The sequence below is a fragment of the Paenibacillus agricola genome, from assembly GCF_011440305.1.
Taxonomy (GTDB): Bacteria; Bacillota; Bacilli; order Paenibacillales; family NBRC-103111; genus Paenibacillus_S; species Paenibacillus_S agricola.
In genome coordinates, this window is record NZ_JAAOIW010000001.1 from 734,513 (window position 1) to 756,708 (window position 22,196).

Sequence of the window (22,196 nt, forward strand, 5' to 3'; positions counted from 1 at the left end):
TATCTAATTGGTCTACCGTTCATTTTGCAGTCTATTTCGCATTAAAAGCTTTATAGGATTCAGCAAATTCCTTGTAGGCCTTTTTCATTTCTGGTGTGTTGTTGATCTTTTCCACATAAGCCTTGTACTCGTCTATTGTAATTTGGCCAACAATCGCCTTCGTTACATTCGCTTTCCACTCATTCTCATATTTAGGCCATGTGCTGTTCCATGTGTTCGACAACGTATAGTTAAATGGGTTTACTTTACCAACCTCGTCGAAAATTTCAACTTCCTTTTTCTTCGCATCATTGTAAGCCTTGCTGCCTGACGCGCTCTCTACCTTACCCCATTTCGAGTAAGCAAGTACACCTGCACCTTTACTGGTGGTATTCACTTCTTTAATACCTAGATCATTCAACACCTTTTGTCCGTCCACGACAGTATGATGGACACCTTCAATTCCATAATACCCCAAATCAGTCAATTCAGTTGAAGCTGTTTGGTCAAAATATTTTAATAACTCTTTAACCTTAGCTTCAGGAACCTTTTTGGAAATGTAGTAGCCACCGGAAACTCCGGTTTGCAGCTCAATCGCGTCGCCCTTAGGTCCTTTTAGATGAAGGTTAAGAATCTTTCCTTCAGGTTGAACTTTTTTGATTGCGGTTTCCCACTCATTGTCCCACCATACACTACGTCCATAAGAAGCCGCTCTACCCGTTTTGTACAATTCTTCGGCTTGTGACTTTTTCATAACCGCAAATTCCTTGGACAGAATGCCATCATCATACAGCTTTTTATAAAAGAGCACCGCATCCGCATATTGTGGAGTCAAACGGCTTTCGATCATCCCACCTTCTGCATCGAAAGTAGGATCCAGCGCGCCAAAGCCAGCAGCAAAGGAAGGATCCGCATCTTTAACAATAATCTCATTACCGATTAAGCCCAAAGTATCCTTTTTGCCATTGCCATCCGGATCACCTTCAACGATTTTCTTCAAAGCAGCTGCATATTCATCCAGTGTAGTTGGAACCGGAATATTCAGCTTGTCCAGCCAATCCTTACGAATCTTAATACCGGGATCGATCCTTGAGCGGGAGCGTGGCACGGCATAGATCTTGCCATCAACGGTCAAATATTTAAGTGCATCCTTACCCAAATTGTTTTTCAAATTCGGATATTGGCTCATATCGCCAAGGAAAGGCGTCAAATCCCAAAAGGCGCCACTGCGTACAGCATTCAATAAAGTAGGGCGAACCGCCGACGGTGCTGCAAGCACTTCAGGCAAATCGGCAGAAGCCAGCAATAGATCCAGCTTCGTATTCAAATCGCCATCGGGGATCCATTCCATATCCAGCTTCGTATTTGTTCTTTTTTGCCATTCTGTCCAGAATGCATTATTCATATCGGGAACTTCATTATAAAGTCCGGCAAAAAATTTAATCTCCAGCGGTTTCCCGGAAGCTCCTGTTCCTGCTGCACCTGGTGTTGTTGTTGGTTGAGCCTCGTTACCTGCGCAGCCAGCTAAAACCGATAGCGCCACCATGCAGGATACGCCTGCTGTCCATTTGCGTGTTGATTTCATTTGATTGATTTCCTCCTAAAATATTATGTTGGAAGAGGTTCCCTTGATGGAGAACATTTTCTCTTTACTTTATCGATCTTATAGCTTCCCGGCACGGAGTTATACAGACAATTGATGTACAGCTCAGGGCAGGATAAGAACTGTCTGTTCTTCATCCTAGCTGTGTTATAGCTATGTTTTGTAGCTTAACCTTTGACTGAGCCCAGCATTACGCCTTTGGCAAAGTGCTTTTGCAGGAATGGGTAAATGACAAGGATTGGCGCCATCGCCATCATAATCGAAGCCATACGAATGGTCTCCTGTGGTACCATGCGGTCATCGCCACCGGAACCCGACTGAGCCACACCATTGGAATCGGAATCGATAACCAATGTCTTGACCAGCACCTGAAGCGTCCATTTCTTCGAATCGGAAATATAGATCATCGCATTAAAGTACGTGTTCCAATGGGCAACTGCGAAGAACAAGGTAAATGCAGCAATCGCAGGCATCGACAACGGAATGACAATCCGCATAAACACACCCAGATCGGAACAGCCGTCAATTTTCGCGGAATCCTCAAGCTCTGAGGGCAAGGATTCCAGGAAGCTTTTAATAACAATTAAACTCCATGCGTTAGTGAGTGCAGGCCAGATCAGCGCCCAGTATGAATTTAGCAAGCCCAATTGCTTGATCAGCAGGTAGTTCGGGACGATACCCGCACTGAACACCAGTGTGAAAATAACCGCTCCCATCATGATACCACGTCCGGGCATTGTTTTTTTCGTTAGTGCATAAGCCAGTGAGAACGATACAATAATGTTAAGGATCGTGCCGATCACCGTAATAAAGGTTGTGCTTTTTAATGCGTTAGTGAAGCTGTTGGTCGATAAAATATATTTGTAAGCAGAGAGCGACCATTTTTCCGGAAAAATATAAAACTGCAAAGGCACATAAACCTCTGGATCTGTAAAAGATACACTAAACACATACAAAAACGGAAATACGCAAACCAATGAAATGATCCCCAACAATGTATAGTTGACCCAATCAAAGGGCTGCAGCTTCTTCGACGAAACAAAACTCATCAGATTCTCCTCCTTCTATTAATAGATGCCTTCATGCCCTAATTTTTTCACTACATAATTGGATACCATCACAAGCACGAAGCCAACGACACCCTTAAACATACCTACTGTAACCCCGGTGCTAATCTGTCCTTTAAGAATCCCTTGGGTATATGCATACGTATCAAATACTTCAGCGAGCGACGAGACTAACGGGTTCATCATCAATAATATTTGTTCAAAGCCTACATCCGCCATTTGTCCAAGACGCAGAATAAGTAAAATGAAGATCGTTGGACGAATCGCTGGCAAAGTAATATGCCAAATTTGGCGCCAACGGGTTGCACCATCCACAACGGCTGCTTCATATCTTTGTGGATCTACACCGGCCATAGCCGCAAGGAAGATGATCGTTCCCCAGCCCACCTCTTTCCACATGTTCTGTACCGTAATCATCGCCCAAAAATAGTTAGGGTTGGACAAGAAAGGAATACTTTCACCGCCGGAGTCGGTAATCAATTTATTAACAATTCCCACATCGGTCGATAATACAAAAAACGTCATACTGGCTACAACTACCCAAGATAAAAAATGCGGTAAATATACAACTGACTGATTAATACGTTTGAAGAATTCATGACGCACTTCATTTAACATTAAAGCCAGAAGAATCGGCATAGGAAACATAAAAATCAAGCCGAAAATATTGATCGCAAAGGTGTTTCGCAGCATAATATAAAAGTTTCGATCCGAAAACAACTCATTAAAATGCTTCAGCCCTACCCACTCACTGCCTGTAAATCCTAAGTACGGATTATATTCTTTAAAAGCAAGCATCAAGCCCCAAAGCGGTACAAATTTAAAAATGAGAAAAAATAAAATACCCGGTATTGCCAGCATATACATATATTTATGCTGAACCATCCGATTCCACAATCTAGAGCCATAGCCTACGTTACTTGGTCTTCTGGTGACCAGTACGGCTTTGCTTGTTTCCATCATTGCTGTACACCCTCTCTGTTCATTTGTTATGGACGTTCCTTGTGAGTCCTATACTAAACGGCATGCAGAGGGCAGTATACAGACAATTCTTGAATTTGCAGGAAAGAGATACGGAGGGACAGTTCTTGTCATTTGATATAATTAGGGAGCACCCTCAGAGAGCACCCTCCCCACCCTCCCTTATAGGGAGGGACCCAAAGGGCTTTGCCCTCTGGACTCCCTTTGGCGTGCGGCGAGGCTGCGGGGTTCTCGGGGCGCTACCGTCCCTTCGGGACACGCTTGGTTTGGCAGCGGATGCGGGTTGTGCGGCAACGTTGGATAAGAGTCGCTGTCCCTTCGGGATTTGCTTGCTTGGGGGGCGGATGCGGGGGCCGGTGGAGAGTGGACGGACAGGGATTTCAGGGAATTTTTTTGAGGGATTACGACTGTTTTGTCGTTATTTCCTTCAATTTTTTATGGTATTCTGGAATTGTTCAAAGCAACGAGAACATCCCGAAGGCTTTACAGGTAGTTTAAAACAACTTGGTATGGGATGGTGATCGGAAATAAGATGGATTTCAGCGGAGATATTAATCAGTTAAATAGGCTCTATGCAGAAACAAGTGCTTGACGAATGCGGAGTAGCTAAAATTGGAGTTAGAAGAAACCGAAATTAGTCTGCATGAGTAGCACCGAAGTAAACGGGTTGCGGCATATCGATTCTGACCCGACAGTATGCTGGTTTTAACGGAATAGCTCCAGCTAATTGCGCTTGAACTCTGACAAAAAGAAAGGTAACTGGAAAACCTCCAGCTAAACCGCCTTGATTTCAAGGTTTGAGCCCATTGGGCTCAAATTTAAGGTAGTTTTTCCATGTAAGTATTAGAAAGGTGGATTTTTGAAAGAAACAGGAGGTTTTCCCACTCGTCCAACTGATCTACCTTTTGACATCGTCAAGCGCTGATTTTGGCGTAGACCGTAAATAATAAGAAAAGTCGATTTATTTCTTTAAAAGTAGATAGTGTAAAGTAAATAGTGTTTTTAAATCTGTATTTGGTAATGAAAGAACAAAGCCAATTCTGATTAGCCTGCTAGGTGCTAGAACAAGATACACATTACAGCTAGGCACGGATAAATTAGAATTGCATTTTGTTGAACTGCTGAAATTGCCGATTGATCCCCCAGCAAATGCCCCTTTGTATGAATGGGCTCGTGCAAATGCCATTCTAGGCATATACAAGCAAGGGATAGCTCTGGACGTGATAGCAAAAGCTGTGAAGATGCCTATTGAGGCAGTGGCTCAGTATTGAGCAAAGCGAGAAATAAAAAGAAAGAAGCCTCCAATCCCATTTAATCCGGGAATATGAAGGCTTTTTAGGCTCGTGAAAGTATGAAAATAACAAGCGGAGCGACCAAGGTGTTCTGGAGATAGCAAAGCGGTGCCTTTGTTCAAGGAATTTTACCGCTAATCATTTATCTAATCAAAAATTCCTTGAACAACAGCAATTGGAGGAACATCTTGGTCGCGCAGCTGCACGTATTTACTATGAACTCGGTAATATGATGGCTTCTTGAACAACAGCAATCGGAGGAATATCTTGGTCGTGCAGCTGCACGTATTTACCCTTAACGATAAGCCGTCCTAAACATCCCCGGTGTCATTTGAATATTCCGCTGGAACACTCTCGTCAAATTTCGCTCCGAATAGCCAATGATCGCCGCGATCTCGCTGATGCTTTGATCGGTTTCCAGCAATAGCCGCTTCGCTTCCTCTACCTTGCACTCCACAACGAATTCCAGAAAGTTGATGCCCATTTCCTTTTTGAAAAGCCTGCTCACATAAGAAGGGCTCATGCCAACCAGCTCGGCACAATGTACCAAGGAAAGATCCTCTGTACAATGGTCACGAATATACTGGGAAACCTGCCAAATCGCGGTTTGTCCGGTATCGTTCAACGAATCCTCGGTAAGCTTTTTGTGAAGCGGGAACAGCACCACCGTAAACCAATCAATAATATCGCGCGAGGTTTGCTTGCTTTCCAATTGCCCGAACAGATTATGTTCTAGAATATCCAAAATGCTCCCCCCTTGCTTCTCCAAGGAAGTGATCACTGCGGACAATAAGACGGAATAGCTTTGGTGGATAAAATTATACGATTGTGAGGTCTGCAATGCCTTCGTAAATCTTTCAAGGGATTGCTCGGCTTGCGCCAATTCGCCTTTGGATAAAGAGTCGACGATTGCGCCTTCAAGGTCACGCGGATACCGAAATACTGCCCGCGTTTTCGAATTTTCCAGATCCTCTATATATAAAACAGAGGCCGTATCCTGGTAAATCCGGTATTGCAGCGCAACCTCTGCTTCCTTATATGAAACCGGAACGTCCGCAATATGCGAGTAACAACGGCCAATGCCAACCGAGGCATCAAAGGATAGGAAGCTTTTTAAAGACTCGCATACCGTATGGGCGAATTCGATCAAGCGCTCAGGCAGCTTGGATTGCTCCGCATCCTGGCTCCATTGCAGCAAGGCGATTCCCTTTCCTTGATAAGGGAACACATAGCCCTTTAAATCATCAGTTTTTTCCATGAGCTCCTGAATAACATTGGACACGGCAAAAGCGATAATCGGCTGGTCCCCTGGCAGGAACCTTGTTTCCCGTATCACATTCTCCACTTCTACGACCATGATCACGTAGTTGGATTTGACGGTTAGCCCGTACGTTTCACAGTCCTGGATTAGTGAGGTACTGAGCACATAATCGCCATTAATAAGCTGCTGCAAGCACCGTTCACGAAGGGTTGGCTGGACCTTGTCCATATAGCTGCCCAATTGCTGTGTCTCTTTACTCAAGTAATCAAGGCAAGCGCGAATATAGTCGAATTCATTTTCATTGCTTTGAATAAGCCCTTCCCCAAGTGACCGGCTATGCTTAATAAGCTGCTCTACTGGACTGTAGGCTCGCTTCGTGCTGAAATAGGTGAAAATAACCGCCAATATAATAAAAAAAGTTAACGCTAACAAGGTAACTACACGAATCCAAACCAGCCTTTCCGTAATAAGCGCCTCAGGAATGACCGATACATAGGTACGTCCAAATACACTTTTCACATAGGAGTAGTGTGACTCCTTTCCATCCTCGTCTGTAAAATAAAAGCTATCAATACTGTTGGTAGCTTCACTTATTTTTTGCAAAACTGGCGAATTTTCTATCATTTGCCGATTCGCTGTCGTTTGATTCGTTGCCGCACCCAGTGAATGGGGATAGCTCACAAAGATCATTTCTTTTCCTTTAAAAAAGAGATCCGTTTCATCCGGCAAAAAGCGCATAATGCCTTTAGCTTCCACTTGGAAAGCAAGAATGCCTTGATTCGCTGATGTGCTTACAACCGGCACTTTACGGAAATAGGTAATCAAACCCTCCTGTTGGCTGTCAGGCAAATAAATCCAGCGCAACGGATTTTTATCTGCCATTAATTGCTCTACATCATTTTTGTATTTAAATTCCTGTAATTCTACGCCTCCATATTGGTTCGTTAGGACTATATTTTCCTGATTGGTGTAGAAATAAATTTCATTAATGAAATCATTGGCATTTTTGACCAGCAAAATTTTGTTGATCAACTCTAGATGCCATACTAAAGGCTTATCTACAATGCGATTAGTGAACAAATCGTTAATGATCGGCTCGGCCGCCAGTTGTAGCGATTCCTTCTCAATGCCTTGGATAATGCGTTCCGCCCTATCTCTCGTTAAGGCCAGAGAGGATTTGCTTTCATCTATAATTTGACCCTTGGTCCGCTCCATCGCAAATTGATAATATACTAAGCCAGCAATCAAAATAGGCACACATACCGAAAGGCATCCGACCCAAATTAAACGGTGAAAATATTTACCGCTTCGTTCCTCTTTCCCAGGAAATAGGATTCGATACAAGCGGTTTAGCCAATTAACCATAGTCGCCTCCAACTGCTGCGGGACGATTCCGCGCAATGTCTGTTATGTCTGTAATTCATGATCGACACCTGTATTGTACTACATGATTATAACTTCAACCACCCCGGCATTGAACCGTCAATCCTTGTCATCCACTAATTTCAGGGCAAAATTGGTCAATATAGTAGACGAATAGGAGCATATATGGCAATCTATAGAGGTCAGGCATGATTTTCATGATAGGGAGGCTCTTTATTTGTCCCGCAAGCACAATTTACTTTTTGCCCTCTATGTACTGCTGGGCGTATTTGCTCTCTCCACTTCAGCTATTTTTGTAAAGCTTTCCAGCGCTCCAGCGCCCATAACTGCCTTGTACCGGATGTTTTTTTCCTTTATATTATTGCTCCCTTTCTTATTAATAGTGCCCAATGCTTTAGCCGATCTTAGAAAAATAACGAGGAAGCAATGGATATGGGGTTCATTATCCGGTGCTTTTATTGCAGTCCATTATTTACTTTGGTTTGAATCCTTGCTGTTCACGTCCGTGGCCAGTTCAACTGTACTTGTGACGCTTCAACCGTTGTTCGCTTTTATTGGGGGCTATTTGATCTATGGGGAAAGATTAAGAAAAGTAGCGGTCAGCGGAGGTGTTCTTTCGATCGTAGGCAGTGTAATTATTGGCTGGGGGGATATGCAATTAGGTGAAGCAGCGCTCTACGGAGACATTCTAGCCCTACTTGGAGCCGCGGCAATTACTGCTTATTTTTTAATCGCCCAAAATGTTCGAAAGCATATGTCCCTCGTCCCTTTTGGCATTATTGTCTATTCCACAAGCTCGTTATTCCTGCTCGCCTATTGCCTGATGATGCAAGCTCCTTTGGTTGGCTATCCAGCCTCAGATTGGCTATGCTTTCTGGGACTGGCTATCATTCCAACTTTAATGGGACAAACGATTTTTAATTGGTTGATTAAATGGTTAAGTGCATCGACGATTTCGATGAGTATCCTTGGAGAGCCTATAGGAACCTGCCTATTGGCTTACTTGATTTGGGGTGAATCCATTACCCTTCCGCAGGCGCTTGGTTCTTGTGTAATCTTTATCGGTATTTATATCTTTTTGCGGTTTAATAAAAGCGGTAATGCGGATGGGATTAGTGAAAATAAAGAAAAAAGCCTTTGAAGCAACAGGATTGGTTTAGGACTAGCTCCCGATCCGTTGCCTCAAAGGCTCTTTGAAATGGCTAAATCAACGTGCTAACTTTACCTGCTAATAACGGCTATTCACCCTGCACATAAGGAATCGTTAACGGTCCCAACGGCAATACGGCGACGGTCATGCCTTCGCCATATTTCTGTTTTAGTTGCTCCAGCGTTTCATCAATATTAGCCGTTGGCTTAAACATCGCTTTCTCAACAAGCTCATCGGGCAATGATGAGCGGACATATACATCGGCCCAAACCTGGATGACCGCTTGCTTCTGCACCTGCCATTGGTCGAACTGGGAGAAGGAGGGATCATTAATCAGATCCAGAATCTCCTGTGGTGTTCGACGTAATTGCAAAATCGCCGCGTAGTTGCCATGATCCGGTATCCCGTCAGAGCATTCAGCTGCACTAATGATCGTGCCGCCTTGCTTGACGATTTTATGTGCAGCGCTCATCCCTTTGACCGCCTGGTATAAATTTTGGTCCAAGGGGTAGCCTGAATTCGATGTAATGACGACATCATAACGTTGCTCCACCGCGACCATCGCATGCGCCTTCGCATAGGCACAGCCTATTTTGTGCGCTTCAAATAGCTCTCCGGCAAAAACCTCGGTAATTTCCTTGTCCTTATTTAAGGCTACGTTCAGCATAAAATGCGGCTTGCAGAGACGGTTAACCTCGCCAGCCATTTCCTGCAGCGGATTACGATCCATATTGCCCCAAGTGGCAAGAGGGTCACCGATCATTCTCGCATTGTGGAAGGTCAGAATCGTTTCAATACCCGCGATACCCGGCATAATGCCCTTGGGACCACCAGAAAATCCAGCAAAAAAATGCGGCTCGATAAACCCGGTAACGATTCTAAAATCAGCTTCCACATATTCCTTGTTCAAATAGGCGTCACAGCCAAATGAGATTTTGCCCAAATTGACCAATTCGTCTTGATTATGACAATGGTGATTAATTACCCGATACTTGTCGACAATTTCATCGCCCAGCATCTGTACGAATTCTTCCCGGGTTTGGTCGCGATGCGTCCCTGTGCCATTAATAATAACGAATTGCCCGGCTGGAACATGTGAAAGCTCCTCAATTAACCAAGGCACCAGCTTTTCGTTAGGCGTGGGGCGCGTAATATCGCTGATTACAATCGCTACCGTATCCGTTGCCTTGACCATATCCCGCAGGCGGGGCACACCTATCGGCTGCTGTAAAGCTGCCATCACGGCTGCCTTCTCATCCTTAAGACCCTCCATATGGGAGGGCTCAATGACGGTTGCATGGTCAGGCACCTGGATACGCAATTCAGCTTTTCCATATTGTAAAAAGGTTTCCACTAGTTATCACGCCTTTATAATCGTATCCACTACTCGTAAATTTTATAAAGAGCTTGTGTTCCGCTATTTTCTTCGCCCATCTCTTTCAACTGCTCATACAAAGATTTGGCAAGCTTTAAGCCATGCGTTTGTAAACCCATCTCATCAGCCGCTTCGATCGCGATACCCATATCTTTAATAAAATGCTTCACAAAAAATCCCGGCTCAAAATTGCCATCAATAATTCTTGGTCCCAAATTGCTTAACGACCAGCTTCCAGCAGCACCGGATTCAATGCTTTTAAGTACAGTGGACGGATCAAGTCCAGCCTTTTTGGAATAAATTAAAGCTTCGCAAACACCCATCATATTCGAGGCAATCGCAATTTGATTGGACATTTTCGTATGCTGTCCTGCTCCTGCTTTCCCTTGGTGGACGATATTTTTGCCCATAACCTCAAAGATTGGCTTCATAGCTTCAAATACATCCTGGTCGCCACCAACCATAATGGAAAGCCTTGCTTCTTTGGCACCAACATCGCCACCGGAGACAGGAGCATCCAACGAATAGCTGCCCACTTTTTTCGCTTCTTCCTCAATTTTTTTAGCCAATGAAGGGCTTGAAGTGGTCATGTCCACGAAATAGGTACCTGGCTTAGCATTATGGACAACGCCTTGCTCACCCAAGTAAACCTCCTCAACGTCACTCGGAAAACCTACCATAGTGATCACCACATCAACCTCGCTAGCTAATGCGGCAGGTGATTCCTGCCAAACAGCTCCCGCTTCCACTAGCTCATCGGTCTTCGATTTGGTTCTGCTGTACACATGAAGCTTATACCCTGCTTTAATCAAGTTTTTGACCATGCTTTGTCCCATAACACCCGTACCGATAAAGCCGATAGCGGCATCTTGTTTAATTGAACCCATTTTCAAATTCCTCCTTTGATACATCCCATAAATGCTACCCTTACAGTTTAATTGAAGTTCGATAGATATGAAAGCGACATTTCTTGATGTTTCCTCAAGGCAGCTCAAATATCAAAATCCGTCCTAGTCTGACCACAGTTCTTGGCTTAAACCTGCACCCAATATCAATTGCTGTCCAAACGTATATGGGGCAGGCGGCTGACAGAACCACTATGATTATAATAAGTGGTTGCAATTTCCGTCTATAATACATTTTTGTACGAAGGGATTTAGTTATGCCTACAGCAAAAAGAACCACTTTCGCGGTTCTCCTGTCATGGCTCTAATGTTAATTCTTATTGGGATCCGCAAGCTTTCTTGCTAACCAATCAAAAGCTAGCCGACCGCTGATTTCATGGCCACCCTCAAATATATCCGATTCGATATTGCCTTCGGCGCCAAGTGAAGTATAAATCTCCTCAAGCTTGGCAATGGTCGTCCTCGTCGCTTCGACAGGAAATAGCGGGTCGTGGCTGCCCGATTCGATGAATAAAGCGCGCGGTGCAATCAGCCCGATCAATTCCGGCATCTCAGCATGCAGCAATATGCCGGGAATGTAATTATCCAAGCAATGGCGGCGTGCCAAGATACTGCTCTCGTACGTATTGCTGTAGCCACAAATAACCGTTGCTAGAATCCGCTTGTCGAGTGCGGCAGATAAGGACGCCACCATGCCTCCGCCGGATAAGCCCATGCAGCCAATTCGCGAAGCATCAACCTCGGCTCGCTGAGCCAAATAATCGGCGGCACGGATCGCTTCATGCGCCCTGAGTCCGGCGATGGTTTTGCCTGCCATAAGCAGCGCAGCAGCAATCGGAAAACATGAGTTTGGCGTGTCTGGATTCTGCGCAATATCCCAGTCAAGCTTCCGGTCGCCGAAGCCCACAATCTCGGGAGCGATCACGACCAGCCCTCTCCTGCAAAGCTCCAGGGCAAAATGGCGATGGATTCCAGGCTCACCCTGATCCTCGGAGCCATCCGGGAGCAGCCCGACGACCTGACGGCTGCCATAGCCGTGGCCATGCCATGCGAGCACGGCGGGCAGCGGTAGCTTGCCGCGTTCCTTGGGCAGCAGCACATAGGCCGGAACCCGCAGGCCGTCCACTGTCGAATACTCGACACGCTCGCGGATCACGTCGCCCAGGTCGGTGCTCTCCAGCACGACCGGATCAAGCAGCGGTTGATCGCCTGCTCCGTCTCCATAAGAGCCAAGCGTTTGCCGCAGCTTGGCTCGAAGCTGCTCCCTTTTTGCCTCCAAGCTGCCGTGATGGCCACTGCTGTGATCACGGATTACTTGGGTATCCGCAACTAATTGTTCAAGAAATCGGTCAGGCTTCCAGATAACAGACAGCTCCTTTTATAAATCCATGATAGTTCCAGTATGCTGGAAAAGACGTTCATTTCAATGCCCATTGCCATTAAACGTGACTATTTAACCTTTAACCGAACCAAGCAGCGCTCCCTTGGCAAAATGCTTTTGCAGGAATGGATACACCAGTAGTACGGGAATCGTAGCCACCACGATAACGGCCATCTTGATCGTTTGGTCCGGCGGAGCCACATAGCTGTCACTAAAGCCAGACGTGTCGCCGCTCAGTCCGCTTGCGAGAATCACGATTTGCCGCAAAATAATTTGAATCGGCCATTTGGCATTTTCATTCAAATATAAAATGGCCGTCATATACGTATTCCAATACGTAACTGCATAAAATAACGAAATCGTGGCAATCGCTGGCATCGACAACGGGATGACAATTTTGAATAAAATGCCCCAATCGCTGCAGCCGTCAATTTTAGAAAAGAATCAGCTTCGTCAATAGGCTTTGCTTGTTCATGAATGGAAACTCCTTATATCTAGTCTGAAAAGGACTTGAATTCCATAGTAACAAATACCACTCCCAAGTCCAATAATCATTTTCCAGGAAATAATCATTATATCAGATAAATGAGATCAGAACTGGATTTTTCCTTGTTAAACCGCTTTCTGCGAGCCTGCCAATCCAATGATTATAGACGTAATTGGCAAGGAGGAATAATCTGAGGACGTAAACGATGTACCTTAAATAAATTGGAGGTCTATACAAATGAGAAAAAAACGCGGAATGATGGTTATCGCAGCTGCTTTGTCTTTAACGGTAGCGGCAGGTTGTACACCTAATGCAAGCAAGCCGGAAACGAGTGGTGCGGCGAATACTCCAGCCCCAGCTGGTCCCTTTAAGTTTACGATGATGGCGGTTTTGCACACAGCAGAGGTGCCTTCGGATACCGTTGAGAAGCTACTGGAGGAAAAAACGAACACGGACATTAACATTCAATGGGTGCCTGACGGCAGCTACGAAGAGAAAATGAACGCTTCGATGGCAACAGGAACACTTCCACAAGCGGTATATATAAGGAACCAAGCATCACTGCTGCTGTTTAAAGATGCGATCCGCAATAACCAGTTTTGGGAGATAGGTCCGCTGCTTAAGGATTATCCGAATTTGAACAAGCTCAATCCGACAATCAGTAACAATACTTCGGTAGATGGCAAAATCTATTCGCTTTATCAGGAACGGCCGCTTTCAAGGCAAGGGGTCATTTACCGCAAGGATTGGGCGGATAGCCTCGGGCTTGCTGCACCCAAAACAACGGAAGACCTTTATAAAATGATGAAAGCTTTCACAGAAAATGATCCCGATAAAAATGGAAAAAAAGATACGATTGGTCTAACTGATCGGAATGACCTGCTCTATGGCGCTTTTAAAACCGTTGCTTCCTATTTTGGCACACCGAACAATTGGGGTGAAAAGGACGGAAAAATGGCTCCCGAGTTTGTATTTCCGGCTTATATGGACACTTTAAAATATTTTCAAAAGCTGCACAAGGAAGGTCTAATCAACCAAGACTTCCCGGTTACAAGTAAAAATGACCAAATTAATCTATTCGTCACAGGCAAAGCTGGCGTGTACATCGGCTCGATGGAGGATGTAATTTCGCTTTACCAGAAAATTGCTCCTGTAAACAAGGATGCCGTACTTGATGTGCAAAACCGTGTGAATGGCCCAGATGGAAAAACAGGTATATGGTCCATTCCAGGCTACGGCTCAGCCGTATTATTCCCGAAATCCGCAGTCAAAACCGACAAGGACCTTAAAGCGATTTTAACCTTTTATGATCAATTAATGAGCCCAGAATTAAGCAACTTCATCAATTTCGGGCTTGATGGCAAGCATTATACCCTGAAGGATGGTAAAGCGGCCGTTGTGGATGATGCCAAGCTGACGGACCGTGACGTTAAGCCTTACCAAGCACTTATGGTTGGAGGTCCGAGCACTAACGGTATGTATGAGCCGTACTTCTCCTATGATACAAGAACCAAAGCAGGCCAACTGGTCATTGATAACAATAAAGTATTGATTAATGATCCGACAGCTCCATTAGATTCCAAAACCTATACAGAAAAAGGCGTAAGGCTGCAGGATATTATTAAGGATGCCACCTATAACTTTATTATCGGTAAAATTGACGAGGCCGGCTTTCAAAAAGAGGTCGACAGATGGAGAAAAGATGGCGGCGATAAAATCATTGAGGAATATTCGGCTGCTTTTCAGAAGATTAAGAAATAAAGTGAAAAGTAAATAAAGTATTAATGAAGTCAAACAGTTAAGAGCATTCCAGAATCTGTCCGAGGCTCAGCAAGCCTGCTTAAGTCATAGCTTACCTTACTAGCTTTGCTGGCTCTGCTTCAACGGATCTCGAAACACGTGCTTCGAATCTTGGATCTCGAACCTCGAGCTTTCAAGCTTCAAGCCTTGTGCTTCGGACAGCTGATGAATGCTTACAAAGGAGTGAATCAGCATGAGCGAAACTACGCTATCCAACACAGTAAAAGCCAGGCGCAACTCCAGCTCTACGCTGATGCGGCGAGTTATTAAAAACAGGGCTATATACTTAATGATATTGCCAGGCTTTTTATTTTTTCTTATCTTCAAATATGTTCCGATGTGGGGGCTGATCATCGCCTTTCAGGATTATAAGCCTTATTTGGGGATGACCGGAAGCCGCTGGGTCGGCATGGAGCATTTTCAACGGCTGTTTGAGGATCCGGCATTTTTTCAAATTTTTGCGAACACGCTTATTTTATTTGGGCTCAACCTGCTATTCTTTTTCCCTGTGCCTATCTTATTGGCGTTGATGCTCAATGAGGTTCGGCATAGTATGTTCAAACGAACGATTCAGACCTTGGTGTATATTCCGCATTTTATGTCATGGGTCATTATCGTATCCATCACTTTTGTTATGCTGTCGATGGACAGGGGTATCATTAATGAGCTGTTGGTGGCGGGTGGTTATACGAAAATTAATTTTTTACTAAGCGAGGCGTGGTTTCGCCCCACCTATATTTTGCAAATTATTTGGCGGGAAGCCGGCTGGGGCACGATTATTTATTTGGCAGCCATGGCAGCCATCGATCCACAGCTATATGAAGCAGCAAGGATGGACGGGGCTGGGCGGTTTCGCCAGGTGTGGCACATCACCCTACCATCGGTACGAAGTGTAATCGTCATCCTGCTTATTCTAAAAATCGGCTCTGTGCTTGAGCTCGGATTCGAGCAGGTTTACCTATTGCTCAACTCAGCAAATCGCCAGGTGGCCGAAATTTTTGACACATATGTGTACACCGCCGGCTTAAAGCAGGGACAATACAGCTTTAGCACAGCCGTCGGATTTTTTAAATCCATCATCGGTCTGGTACTGGTCATGGGTGCCAACCGCTTAGCCAAGAAAATCGGCGAGGAAGGGATTTATTAGTTCGACTGCCGTACAGCGTTAAATCAAAAAATCCTTGAACAATAGCAATCAGAGGAACAATCACAAAAGGAGCTGAACACATGATACAAGATAAATCATGGGCTGGCCGGTTATTCGATACCGGGAACTATTTAATCCTGGCGTTAATCGGACTTGTCATGATCCTGCCTTTTGTCCATGTAGTGGCCGGCTCGTTCACGACCACACAGGAGCTGGCAGCCAAGCACTTTGTGCTGATTCCCACTGTATTTTCACTTGACGCTTACCGCTATATCTTTTCGACCAATACGATTTTTCGTTCATTAGGGGTTTCTGTGGGCATCACCGTTGTGGGTACCTTGTTCAGCATGCTGCTGACTGCGCTAATGGCTTACGGGCTGACAAGGCGTGATCTTGATGGGCGCAAAGTTATTATGTTTATGGTCGTGTTTACGATGCTTTTTCACGGCGGGATGATCCCTACGTTTATTATTGTCAAAGAAATGGGTTTAATCGATTCCTACTGGTCTCTGATTATTCCAACGGCGATTAATGCGTTTAACCTCATTATTATGCGAAACTTTTTTCAAAATCTGCCAGACGGCTTGGAGGAATCCGCCGGTTGTATGCTATGTATTGTGCCCGTGCTTTCGCTTGGGCTGCTTTCCTATATGGAGTCATCTACATCTATTCAGCAGCAGGTAAATCAAAGTAATACACTCATTATGAAGCAAATGAAAGGCAATATCGAACAAGTTTTGAAAACGCTTGATTATACGCTCAACCACATGGCAGATTCGACTTTGATGCAGGATGCTTTGTTCCGTCCAATGAATTATAATGACTTCCAGCTCTATAACAACCTGCGCCGCGAATTCGGCCATATTCAATCCTTTGATATGAAGGTAACGGATGTACTTCTATTGAACGCGGTCGAGAATTGGATAATTAACAATAATGGCTTGTACAACCTGGACAACTTCAAAGAAAAAGACCACCTGATGAGCTTTATGAATTTGCCAAATAATTCGAGTTGGATTCTGCATGACAGTAAAAATCTAGGCTCGCCAGATACACAAAGCTATGCCTGCGACCAGAACATTGTGCTGGTCAAAAAGCTCCCCCTGCTTTTATCGGAAAAGCGCGGGATGATCTTTGCTCCCATTCCGGTATGCAGCCTGGTGCAAATGATGGAGCCCGACTCCAAGGCGCGCCATTTTATGATCCTGGACCAAAACCATACAATTATGGTTCATCCTGATCCGTCGTTAATCGGCCGTGCTGTAACCGAGACAGGATACATCGATAACCAAGAGCTTGCCCATCTGAGCAAAGACGGCGGACAATTCGAAACTGAAACTGCGATAGGCAACTATTCAGTTACGTATGTGTATTCCGATTTGAATAATTGGATCTATATCTCATTCACAGAGATGAGCCAGTTTACACAAGAATCCAGAGCCATTGGCTGGTTTACTTTATATGCTTGCCTGCTTATCCTTCTAGTAAGCGTGGTTTTCGTCTGGTTTGGCAGCCGTAAAATGTACAATCCATTGCGCGGCATCCTTACAGCTATTTCGGGATTGCCGGACTGGAAAGCTACGAAGCATAATGAATTTCAAGTTATTCAGGAGCATATTCAGCATTTATTTGCCTCCAACTCCAATTTGAAGCTGGAGATCAGCCGCCATTCTTTGCAGGTTCGCAGCTTTTTCCTTATTAATATGTACCAGGATAATGTGAAAAAGACCGAGATCGAGGAGCGTCTTCGTGCTTATGGCTACGGCGAGCTTATCGACACTTGGGATCGGATGATTGTTTTGACCTTGCAAATCGATTCTTTGGAGGAAACCCGATATTCCGGCAGTGACCTTGATTTGCTGATGTTTGCGGTCAATAATATTGTTGAGGAGATCGTTCCCTCCGCCAATCGGCTGACTCCTGTTATTTTCGACCAAACCCAAGTTACCTTGATTGGCTTTAAGAATTCGAATTTAAGCGACCGATCAGAAAGCGATTCGTTTCGCGATCGTATTTACCAATTTACCGAATCCATCCAGCGTAATATTCGCACCTATCTCGGATTATCGATTAGCATCGGTTTGAGCCTGCCCTTCGATCAAGCGAATAAAAGTGCTCGCGCCTACCGCGAAGGGCTCGAGGCTTTGATGCAAAGGCTCAAGCTAGGCCAAGGCATCGTTGTCCCCTACGAGAACCTCAACGCAGGCAAGCATACTTTGATTTATACGTATCCTAAGCAATTAGAGAACGAGCTGATTGAGTCAATCAAGCTGGCTGATGAGGATAAATCGTATGTGCTGCTCAAGCAGTGGCTAGGGCAGGTGCTTGGCAAAGACCAAACGCCCCAGCTTTACCAAATCTCGTTGATCCGGCTCTTAAATGATTTATTGATCGTTTCACAGGAGTCAGGCATTGCTCTGGTGCAGGTTCAGACCGAGGGACGTTCGATGCATGAAGAGCTTTTGCAGCTTTATATAAGCGGGGAAATTGAATTATGGTTCCGTAGCCGAATTTTGCAGCCGATGCTTCAGGTGTTCCATGATCGCGGAGACTCCCAGTACCATAATATATCGGAGCAAATGATCAGTATGATCCACAGCGAATATGATACCGACCTGACACTCGACGCCTGTGCCCTGAGGCTCCACTATAACGCTTTTTATTTAAGCAGTGTCTTTAAAAAGGAAACCGACATGACGTTCAGTGACTATTTATTGACCTACCGCTTCCAAATGGCACGCAAATGGCTGACTGAAACGGACATGCCAATCAAGGACATTGCCCAGCGACTACAATACAACAACCCGCAAAACTTTATACGCTCCTTCCGCAAGCAGGAGGAGATGACGCCCGGCCAATACCGTAGCAAGTATGGTGGTTAAGGCGTGGAGACAGGTGTAATCCTCATCAAAAGAGCAGCAGTATCCAAAAAAAGTCCCAACCCCTGCTTCGGGTTGGGATTAACCTTACATTACCTTTCAGTTACTTATATCAAGTTACTTACATTAAGTTATTTATATTCAGTTACTTACATCCCGTTACTCCGGCCAATGCCAATCTGCGAGATCATCGCTCCATGCTATGCCAATGCAGGCATGAGTATCGAAGATCACCTGCTCATCCTCCGGTCCGCTTCCATGGAAAAACATAAGAAATTTCTTAATGCCTTCCACTTCACGGCAATCCAAAACAAAACCTGCCGTTATTCTTCCTCGCGCCCAATCCCATTGCTGTTGTCCCAATGTAAGCAAAGGCTGCTGGTGTGTCCATGTCTTCAGGTCATCTGATCTCATGATGCCGATCCCATTCTCGGGTGAATGGAACATCACATATGGCTCCTCAGCTTGATCCTTAACATGGAGAATACAAACATTTTCCCCCGCACTTTCATGTCCATAATAAGTCCAATGAACCAGATCATAAGAGTAGGAAAGACTGACGCCATTTTGCTTATAGAAACACCACCATTTACCGGGATCATCCTTGCTTTCGATCAGATAGGGGTCAATCATCCGCCCCATTTGCTCGGCTTCAACCTCCGTCCCCTTCAGCAGCAGCAGCTCCGGCATTGTCCAATGCACCAGGTCCTTACTCTCCATTGTCCAGATTCGCGAGCTGGAATTGCCATATTTCTCGCCGTTTGGTCGTGAGTAGGTTTGCAGGCACATCACAAAGCGGTCGTTGAAACGAATAATATTGCCCGGGCTTGAAAAATTAAGACTTTGATCTCTTGGTGTTAATTTCATAGGATCGCTCCATGCCACCAGGTCTGCACTTTCGCTCATTGCAGTGTACATGTAGATGCTGCCATCGAGCTCAGTCTCCGTCAATGTATAGTAGAGCCGGAATACGCCTTCATGGTAGATAGCTGCGGGGTCGCGATAAGCGGTATGGCTGTTGCCTTGCAGCAGCATAGGTGAAGTCAGGTTATGCAGGCTTAACTCAGCCATATTTGTCGCCCCCATTTCCCATGGGCTTAATCCGCAAGTCTGAATCGAACTCGATCCGCAGCGCCGCCGGACGCTCCTTAAAAGGCGCACTATCATTGTTGCCAAAAAAGGTGCTCCACCATTGCCCTGACTTATCCTGGAAAAAGGTATTGTGGCCGCCATGCGGAATTGCTAGATAACGGTCACCATAGGGACCATATATGTGCTCCGAGCTTGCCACAAAGCAGTGGTAGTCGCCATCCACGAAATCGGCACCAGCCAGATGGTAAAGACCGTTGGCCTTGAACAAAAACGTACCCTCAAAGCCGACATGCTCGGCATTGGCTGGCTTAAGGAGCTGAAGCTCCTCCACCAATGCCGTCATATCTTCGTTCATACGAGCAATCTTGCCATTGTCACATAGAAAGTAGACTTGTCCATCCTCATCCTGAAAGAGCGATGCATCGATGTAGGGGCTAAGCGGCGAATCTACAGAGATGTTGTCTGCATAAGGCCCTTCGGGAAGACCGCTTATGCTTCGCAGCAGCCCGTTGCCCAGCCTTGGGATACTGTAGGTAAGCCAGTAGGTGCCTTTGAGATAATGGAGCTCCGGCGCCCATAAGGGCCGGAATGGTGCACCATCGCGCAGTTGGATCGGCTTCTGCCAGGTGCCCTCTCGATCGACGTTCCATACGATCGAACGCCGCCGCGGCTCTGTAAGGAGCGGCGTCCAATCTACCAGATCAGGCGACTTCCAGATCTGGATATCTCCGGTCACCGCCCACCAATCGGGAGAGCCGGTTGTACCGGTCAGGTAATATATACCGTCCACTCCCAAGCAGATCGAGGTGTCGCGAAGCGGATAATCGAACAACGGTGCAAACTCCAGCGGTAATTTCCTATCATTCAGGCTCTTCATCATTTGGCGTTCGTTTGGTTATAGTCGGCTGTAAATTCTGCCATAATTTTGTCGCCGCCGCTTTTCACCCATTTTTCCACCGCATCAGCCCAGCCCTTATCATCCAGCTCGCCTAGTACAAATTTCGTTTGCGCATCGGTAATCGCTTTTTTCAAGTCAACACCTTTTTGAGTATTGGTTTCGGATAATAAGGAAGCGCTAAGGTCTACGACCGCTTTATCTTTGTTGTCCACAAACATTTTATCAACCTTGATTTCAAGTGGTGTCTTGGTAATAGGAATACCTGCATTTTGGTCGCCCCATCTCAAATTATTCGTGTCGCCCGATCCTTTTGCTCCGGCAACCTTGACCGCTTTACCATTTTCCACCTTATAATCAGTACCTTCTAATCCATTGTTTAATAGCGTTAACATATCCGCATCGCCTAATTTGTCAATAAACGTAAGTACCTGTTTCATTTTTCCTTCTGTAGTTACGCTTGATTTAGGAATAACGATCAATGAATCGTAACCCAATGTCCCTCTTATCTTTTGGCCTGTTGGACCTTCAAAGTTTTGTGCTACATCCACCACCGTTTTAGGATCCTGCTTCATCATATCCAAGTGGCGTGTAGTGGCATCATCGATAACGGAGAAGTACATGCCCGCTTTGCCTTGATTGAAATAATCGTATTTCTTGGCAATCGGGAAATCCGGGCTGATGATTTTTTCAGTCACCATTTTTTTGTATAGATCCAACGATTTCTTGAATTCTGGATATAAGAAGTCAGGAGTCACCTTACCGTCCTTCAAACCCCAGCCGTTTGCTCCTCCATCAATTATGGTCAATTGCTTCAGCAATTCCATCGTTGCATCCTCTTGGATACCATTAGTGTTGGCTTTACCATCTTTATCAGGATCATTTAAAGTAAAGGCTTTGGCCACATTGTACAGCTCATCCGCTGTTTTTGGTGTTTGCAGACCCAGGTTATCCAACCAATCCTTGCGGAAAATCATCCCGTAACGCGCCAGCACACGCTCCCGGGGAATCCCGTACAGCTTGCCGCTCACACTTGCATTTTTAACAGCGACGGGGCTCATTTTGCTCAAGTTTTTCGTGTCTTTAATGAAGGGCGTTATGTCCCAATAAAGACCTGACAGCTGTGCATTCAGCATAGCCGATTCCTTCGTTTTGCGGATCAGCATCATGTCAGGCAATTTACCGGATGCGTTGGTCGCGCTTACTTTATCATCATAGGCTGTGCCTGCTCCTGGCACCCAGATAATGTCCAGCTTCGTATTCGTATATTCTTCGATTTTCTTGATGATCGGGCTATCCTTCTTCGGTGGCTCAGCAAGCTGCTGAATCATCATAATTTGCAGCTCTAGTGGCTTGGCAGCCGCTCCTGGTGCTTCCGCTGCTGGAGTTTGAGACTTGCTGGAGCAAGCTGCAAGCATCGATGTAGCCATGCAGGTAAGGCAGACAGTAGCCATCATTTTTGCGAATTTACGAGATGTGTTCTTTTTCATAGGTAAAATCTCCTCTTCAATTTGTAGTT

At 45.4% G+C, this 22,196-nt stretch carries 16 protein-coding genes and 1 pseudogene; 6 read left to right on the forward strand and 11 right to left on the reverse strand.

What is annotated here, in order from left to right; translation table 11 throughout:
* Nucleotides 1-31 precede the first annotated feature (31 nt).
* The 3 genes from G9U52_RS03585 to G9U52_RS03595 all read right to left on the reverse strand — a co-directional run bounded on the left by G9U52_RS03585 (nucleotide 32) and on the right by G9U52_RS03595 (nucleotide 3,609).
* Nucleotides 32-1,564, reverse strand: a complete 1,533-nt coding sequence (locus tag G9U52_RS03585; protein WP_166146224.1) for a type 2 periplasmic-binding domain-containing protein — start codon at nucleotides 1,562-1,564, stop codon at nucleotides 32-34.
* 185 nt (nucleotides 1,565-1,749) lie between these two features.
* A complete protein-coding gene (locus G9U52_RS03590; protein WP_166146227.1) occupies nucleotides 1,750-2,631 on the reverse strand; it encodes a carbohydrate ABC transporter permease in 882 nt (293 codons plus the stop codon).
* Nucleotides 2,632-2,649: 18 nt separating this feature from the next.
* Complete coding sequence (locus G9U52_RS03595; RefSeq protein WP_375790224.1) at nucleotides 2,650-3,609, reverse strand: ABC transporter permease; 960 nt, start codon at nucleotides 3,607-3,609, stop codon at nucleotides 2,650-2,652.
* Between the two features lie 207 nt (nucleotides 3,610-3,816).
* Between G9U52_RS03595 and G9U52_RS39120 the strand changes: the two genes are divergently transcribed.
* Together G9U52_RS39120 and G9U52_RS39125 are read left to right on the forward strand one after the other, a co-directional pair.
* On the forward strand, nucleotides 3,817-4,128 hold the full coding sequence (locus G9U52_RS39120) for a hypothetical protein (protein ID WP_207952759.1): 312 nt from the start codon (nucleotides 3,817-3,819) through the stop codon (nucleotides 4,126-4,128).
* A gap of 605 nt (nucleotides 4,129-4,733) precedes the next feature.
* A complete protein-coding gene (locus tag G9U52_RS39125; RefSeq protein WP_207952760.1) occupies nucleotides 4,734-4,901 on the forward strand; it encodes a hypothetical protein in 168 nt (55 codons plus the stop codon).
* 316 nt (nucleotides 4,902-5,217) lie between these two features.
* Here the strand turns inward: G9U52_RS39125 and G9U52_RS03600 are convergent, their stop codons facing one another.
* On the reverse strand, nucleotides 5,218-7,548 hold the full coding sequence (locus G9U52_RS03600; RefSeq protein ID WP_166146230.1) for a helix-turn-helix domain-containing protein: 2,331 nt from the start codon (nucleotides 7,546-7,548) through the stop codon (nucleotides 5,218-5,220).
* 235 nt (nucleotides 7,549-7,783) lie between these two features.
* Here G9U52_RS03600 and G9U52_RS03605 point away from each other — a divergent pair, with 235 nt between their 5' ends.
* Nucleotides 7,784-8,707, forward strand: a complete 924-nt coding sequence (locus G9U52_RS03605; protein ID WP_207952761.1) for a DMT family transporter — start codon at nucleotides 7,784-7,786, stop codon at nucleotides 8,705-8,707.
* A gap of 97 nt (nucleotides 8,708-8,804) precedes the next feature.
* Here the strand turns inward: G9U52_RS03605 and larA are convergent, their stop codons facing one another.
* The 4 genes and pseudogenes from larA to G9U52_RS03625 all read right to left on the reverse strand — a co-directional run.
* Nucleotides 8,805-10,070 carry a nickel-dependent lactate racemase gene (larA, locus tag G9U52_RS03610; protein ID WP_166146233.1) on the reverse strand — a complete coding sequence of 422 codons (1,266 nt, stop codon included), beginning with the start codon at nucleotides 10,068-10,070 and terminating at the stop codon, nucleotides 8,805-8,807.
* A gap of 29 nt (nucleotides 10,071-10,099) precedes the next feature.
* Nucleotides 10,100-11,002 (reverse strand): NAD(P)-dependent oxidoreductase, encoded by a 903-nt coding sequence (locus G9U52_RS03615; RefSeq protein ID WP_375790218.1) that lies wholly within the window; start codon nucleotides 11,000-11,002, stop codon nucleotides 10,100-10,102.
* A 304-nt stretch (nucleotides 11,003-11,306) separates the two neighbouring features.
* On the reverse strand, nucleotides 11,307-12,275 hold the full coding sequence (locus G9U52_RS03620) for a dienelactone hydrolase family protein (protein ID WP_243767097.1): 969 nt from the start codon (nucleotides 12,273-12,275) through the stop codon (nucleotides 11,307-11,309).
* Nucleotides 12,276-12,449: 174 nt separating this feature from the next.
* A pseudogene (locus G9U52_RS03625) lies at nucleotides 12,450-12,815 on the reverse strand (ABC transporter permease subunit); the annotation flags it as partial.
* 286 nt (nucleotides 12,816-13,101) lie between these two features.
* Between G9U52_RS03625 and G9U52_RS03630 the strand changes: the two are divergent.
* From G9U52_RS03630 to G9U52_RS03640, 3 genes are all read left to right on the forward strand, one after another.
* Nucleotides 13,102-14,625 (forward strand): extracellular solute-binding protein, encoded by a 1,524-nt coding sequence (locus G9U52_RS03630; RefSeq protein ID WP_166146239.1) that lies wholly within the window; start codon nucleotides 13,102-13,104, stop codon nucleotides 14,623-14,625.
* A 292-nt stretch (nucleotides 14,626-14,917) separates the two neighbouring features.
* A complete protein-coding gene (locus tag G9U52_RS03635) occupies nucleotides 14,918-15,811 on the forward strand; it encodes an ABC transporter permease (RefSeq protein ID WP_375790225.1) in 894 nt (297 codons plus the stop codon).
* Nucleotides 15,812-15,891: 80 nt separating this feature from the next.
* Nucleotides 15,892-18,693 (forward strand): helix-turn-helix domain-containing protein, encoded by a 2,802-nt coding sequence (locus G9U52_RS03640; RefSeq protein ID WP_243767098.1) that lies wholly within the window; start codon nucleotides 15,892-15,894, stop codon nucleotides 18,691-18,693.
* 156 nt (nucleotides 18,694-18,849) lie between these two features.
* Here the strand turns inward: G9U52_RS03640 and G9U52_RS03645 are convergent, their stop codons facing one another.
* From G9U52_RS03645 to G9U52_RS03655, 3 genes are read right to left on the reverse strand one after another with little or no spacing between them, the layout of a single operon-like run.
* Complete coding sequence (locus tag G9U52_RS03645; protein ID WP_166146245.1) at nucleotides 18,850-19,761, reverse strand: glycoside hydrolase family protein; 912 nt, start codon at nucleotides 19,759-19,761, stop codon at nucleotides 18,850-18,852.
* Nucleotides 19,754-20,662, reverse strand: coding sequence for a family 43 glycosylhydrolase (locus G9U52_RS03650; RefSeq protein WP_207952762.1), 909 nt, complete (start codon nucleotides 20,660-20,662; stop codon nucleotides 19,754-19,756). The genes G9U52_RS03645 and G9U52_RS03650 overlap by 8 nt, the downstream gene beginning before the upstream one ends.
* Nucleotides 20,659-22,167 carry a type 2 periplasmic-binding domain-containing protein gene (locus G9U52_RS03655; protein WP_166146251.1) on the reverse strand — a complete coding sequence of 503 codons (1,509 nt, stop codon included), beginning with the start codon at nucleotides 22,165-22,167 and terminating at the stop codon, nucleotides 20,659-20,661. Before G9U52_RS03655 ends, G9U52_RS03650 begins: the two co-directional genes overlap by 4 nt.
* Nucleotides 22,168-22,196: the final 29 nt, after the last annotated feature.

Coding starts and splice junctions, on each gene's coding strand:
- G9U52_RS03585 (WP_166146224.1), bottom strand. CDS start 1,564: ATGAAATCAACACGCAAATGGACAGCAGGCGTATCCTGCATGGTGGCG.
- G9U52_RS03590 (WP_166146227.1), bottom strand. CDS start 2,631: ATGAGTTTTGTTTCGTCGAAGAAGCTGCAGCCCTTTGATTGGGTCAAC.
- G9U52_RS03595 (WP_375790224.1), bottom strand. CDS start 3,609: ATGGAAACAAGCAAAGCCGTACTGGTCACCAGAAGACCAAGTAACGTA.
- G9U52_RS03600 (WP_166146230.1), bottom strand. CDS start 7,548: ATGGTTAATTGGCTAAACCGCTTGTATCGAATCCTATTTCCTGGGAAA.
- G9U52_RS03615 (WP_375790218.1), bottom strand. CDS start 11,002: ATGTATCAAAGGAGGAATTTGAAAATGGGTTCAATTAAACAAGATGCC.
- G9U52_RS03630 (WP_166146239.1), top strand. CDS start 13,102: ATGAGAAAAAAACGCGGAATGATGGTTATCGCAGCTGCTTTGTCTTTA.
- G9U52_RS03635 (WP_375790225.1), top strand. CDS start 14,918: ATGCGGCGAGTTATTAAAAACAGGGCTATATACTTAATGATATTGCCA.
- G9U52_RS03640 (WP_243767098.1), top strand. CDS start 15,892: ATGATACAAGATAAATCATGGGCTGGCCGGTTATTCGATACCGGGAAC.
- G9U52_RS03645 (WP_166146245.1), bottom strand. CDS start 19,761: ATGGCTGAGTTAAGCCTGCATAACCTGACTTCACCTATGCTGCTGCAA.
- G9U52_RS03650 (WP_207952762.1), bottom strand. CDS start 20,662: ATGATGAAGAGCCTGAATGATAGGAAATTACCGCTGGAGTTTGCACCG.
- G9U52_RS03655 (WP_166146251.1), bottom strand. CDS start 22,167: ATGAAAAAGAACACATCTCGTAAATTCGCAAAAATGATGGCTACTGTC.